At 42.0% G+C, this 3,625-nt stretch carries 1 protein-coding gene and 4 tRNA genes; 2 read left to right on the top strand and 3 right to left on the bottom strand.

From position 1 onward, the window contains the following. Nucleotides 1–120 precede the first annotated feature (120 nt). The 3 genes from L2740_RS21305 to gltX all read right to left on the bottom strand — a co-directional run bounded on the left by L2740_RS21305 (nt 121) and on the right by gltX (nt 1,866). Nucleotides 121–196 (bottom strand) — tRNA-Glu (locus L2740_RS21305). 80 nt (nt 197–276) lie between these two features. Beyond that, nucleotides 277–352, bottom strand: a tRNA-Ala gene (locus tag L2740_RS21310). Between the two features lie 104 nt (nt 353–456). Continuing rightward, nucleotides 457–1,866 carry a glutamate--tRNA ligase gene (gene gltX, locus L2740_RS21315; protein ID WP_248951998.1) on the bottom strand — a complete coding sequence of 470 codons (1,410 nt, stop codon included), beginning with the start codon at nt 1,864–1,866 and terminating at the stop codon, nt 457–459. 1,563 nt (nt 1,867–3,429) lie between these two features. Here gltX and L2740_RS21320 point away from each other — a divergent pair. Both L2740_RS21320 and L2740_RS21325 read left to right on the top strand, forming a co-directional pair. After that, nucleotides 3,430–3,505: transfer RNA gene (locus L2740_RS21320), tRNA-Val, on the top strand. A 37-nt stretch (nt 3,506–3,542) separates the two neighbouring features. Continuing rightward, nucleotides 3,543–3,618: transfer RNA gene (locus L2740_RS21325), tRNA-Val, on the top strand. The last annotated feature ends 7 nt before the right edge of the window (nt 3,619–3,625 follow it).

A 3,625-nucleotide genomic window follows, 5' to 3' on the forward strand; every position in this document is an offset into this window, starting at 1 on the left:
GCCGTGAAAGGGCGGTGTCCTAGGCCTCTAGACGAAGGGGACCCGGACTGGCGTTATACTCTACCAAAGAGTGAATACTCATTGAGTTCTGTAGGCTAAAACTCAACGCTTCATAAATAGTGGTATCCCCTAGGGGATTCGAACCCCTGTTACCGCCGTGAAAGGGCGGTGTCCTAGGCCTCTAGACGAAGGGGACCCGGACTGGCGTTATACTCTACCAAAGAGTGAATACTCATTAAGTTCTGTAGGCTAAAACTTAACGCTTAAATTAGTAGGTGGTGGAGCCTAGCGGGATCGAACCGCTGACCTCAACACTGCCAGTGTTGCGCTCTCCCAGCTGAGCTAAGGCCCCTCACTAACTAAATCACTTTTGAGTGCACCGCGAACTATTCGTTGCCTGTGTCTCAACTGCGTGGCGCATTCTATGCAGCGCACCCAAAAGAGTCAACCCGTTTTTTAGGAATTTATTCTATTTGCTACAAATTCAATCGCTTTGGAGATTCTTTGCTCTGTACGAGCCTTTCCAACCAAGAATATGGTCAAATCAACAGCAGGTGACATGCCAGCGCCAGTTACTGCAACGCGTAATGGCATACCCACTTTACCCATACCGACTTCTAATTCAGCAGCTGTATCTTCAATTGCTTGATGAATTGCTTCTAAAGTCCAATCACTTAAAGCAGCTAATTTAGTTTGGAATAACTGTAATGGCTCTAGTGCAACACCTCTTAGGTGCTTTTTAGCAGCATTTTCGTCAAACTCTTCGAAATCTTCAAAGAAGTAACGGCTAGATGCAGCAAGTTCTTTTAGTGTTTTTGCACGTTCAGACAATGCAGAAACAACTTCAGATAGCTTTGGACCATTGCTTGTATCAATGTTTTGGTCAGCCATGTGCCACGCTAGGTGAGAAGCAACATATTCTGGATCAGATTCTTTAATATAGTGCTGGTTTAACCAAATCAGTTTATCTGTATTAAAAGCTGAAGCCGCTTTGTTGATATCATCAAGGCTAAAGAATTGCTTCATCTCATCAATAGAGAACACTTCTTGATCGCCATGTGACCAACCTAAACGTACTAAATAGTTCAGTAGCGCTTCAGGTAAGTAACCATCATCACGGTATTGCATAACACCAACAGCACCATGACGCTTAGATAGCTTAGCGCCATCATCACCTAAGATCATAGATACGTGAGCATATTCAGGTACTGGTGCACCTAGTGCTTTAAGGATATTGATCTGACGAGGTGTATTGTTGATGTGGTCTTCACCGCGAACAACACAAGTAATACCCATATCCCAATCGTCAACAACTACACAGAAGTTATAAGTTGGTGTGCCTTCCGTACGAGCAATAATTAAGTCATCTAATGTACTGTTAGCAAATTCAATGCGACCACGTACGTGATCATCAAATACTACACTACCTTCTGTTGGGTTTTTGAAACGTACAACAAATGGCTCATCAGTATCACGAGGAGCTTTATCACGGCAGCAACCATCATACTTCTGTTGCTCACCTTTAGCTGCTTGCTCTTCGCGCATTGTTTCAATACGTTCACGGCTACAGTAACACTTGTATGCAGTGCCCTGCTCTAGCATCTGTGCAATGATCTCGTTGTAACGATCAAAACGCTTGGTTTGATAGTAAGGACCTTCATCCCAATTCAGGTTAAGCCATTCCATGCCTTCTAAAATTGCAGCACATGCTTCAGGAGTCGAGCGTTCTAGATCGGTATCTTCGATACGTAAAACAAACTCGCCTTGGTTTGCGCGTGCATATAACCATGAATAAAGTGCTGTACGAGCACCACCAACGTGCAAAAAGCCGGTAGGGCTTGGAGCAAAACGCGTCTTAACTGTCATAATGGACATTGACCTATGTAGAAAGCCTAAATAATAGACTGTACTAATGAATGTGGCGCATATTCTAACAGCCAAAAGAGCCAGGGAAAATAGATCTACTGTTATAAGGCAAATTTTGTAACGAAAATGAGCGACTCGACTCTTCAGTAAGCCGCTCCTCCCCTAAATAGTGAGTTAAAGATGCAATTAAGTGAATGTGGATTGTTTTAAATACTTTAGAGAGTCATGAACCAAGCACATTCAGTAAAGCTCTACTTCTTTATAGCGCTATGGTTTGATAAAACGCTGCCTTTCGCATTTCTGCAATGAGGTGAATATAAGAGAGCCTTTTTTAACAGCGCTTGCGCTTGTTGAGGCAACTTTTATTAAAGACGCTTAAAAACTGATTTTGGAGATTAGTTTTAAAAACCTATTAATGCAGTAATAGAGAGAGCCACTGCAGAGGGAATAACCCAAGGCACAAATGACTGAAGTCAGAGCTGATCCCGGCCTTCAAAACTAGATAAGCTATATCTCCCTCCTGACTCCCCTCCCTTATTATCCTTTATTAAAGGAGTAAATTCGCAGCGAACCGCATAATGTCGAATAGATGATAAGCCCCATTACTGATGTTAGCTCTGCATGCTTAAATAGACAGCTCTACCAAGCGGTGCATATATGGCTTAAATAATAAGAAGTATGACTATATCTAAAGCCTAGTTTGAGCCTAGATAGCTCTGCTAGATTGAATTTGCTCTGGGACTATGAAGTTCTCTGCTCGTTCAGTTCCCCCCATATAGTTCAAATCATATGCAGTTCTCTTCGCATATAGATCATTAATCTCATGTAGATAACTAATCTCATGTAGATCATTAAGCTAAGGCGGAAACCAGATCTCACATAAAACCGCCGCTCTCAGCTAAACAGAACAACAGCTTAAATATAAACAAAATACCATACGCCAGAATCCTCCCAATAAATGAAAACAAGTAAACGACAAGGATAACTGCTGGTCAGCAAAAAGGACTTCATATAGCCAAGTAGTAACATTAAAACAGCCACATTTAATTGCGCGCTTTAGCTTCCCAAGTCTTGTTTTAGTAACACTTAGAGAGTTTTTTTAGCTGCAAACAATCTCTTTGTCCCTAAATAAAGCCGCTTTTCTGCCAAAGATACAACGTACAAGTACTAAACTTCTGATGCATTTACGTAATAAAAGCTAAAATTAATTAAGCCTAGCAGGACAAAACCTCCCTTAATGACAAGCTACAATCGCAACTATAAATCGAAGTGCACATTTTAAAGCCGATTAAAGTCCTCTTTTAAAGATGACTTTAAAGCGAGTCGCTCAACAATTGATGATTTTCTAGTGTAAGATATCTAGCACAATATCCAGATTTCGATAATTGACGATAGACTGGCTAGCAAGTTGTAAGTTAACTTTTAACCAGTTTTGGCTCAATACTGTGCGCCCCTGATTAACTATGCAGCAACACGCGCAAAATTGAACCGTAGTCGTTATTTTATCTAAAAAAAGCGTTGACAGTAGATCGTTCCTCCCTATAATACGGCCCCACACAGCGAGGTCGATTAGCTCAGCTGGGAGAGCACCTCCCTTACAAGGAGGGGGTCACTGGTTCGAGCCCAGTATCGACCACCATTCTTTTCGTAAAGAATTAAAACATTATGAAATCCCAGGTCGATTAGCTCAGCTGGGAGAGCACCTCCCTTACAAGGAGGGGGTCACTGGTTCGAGCCCAGTATCGACCACCATTCTTTT

The organism is Shewanella pneumatophori (assembly GCF_023283895.1).
Lineage (GTDB): Bacteria > Pseudomonadota > Gammaproteobacteria > Enterobacterales > Shewanellaceae > Shewanella > Shewanella pneumatophori.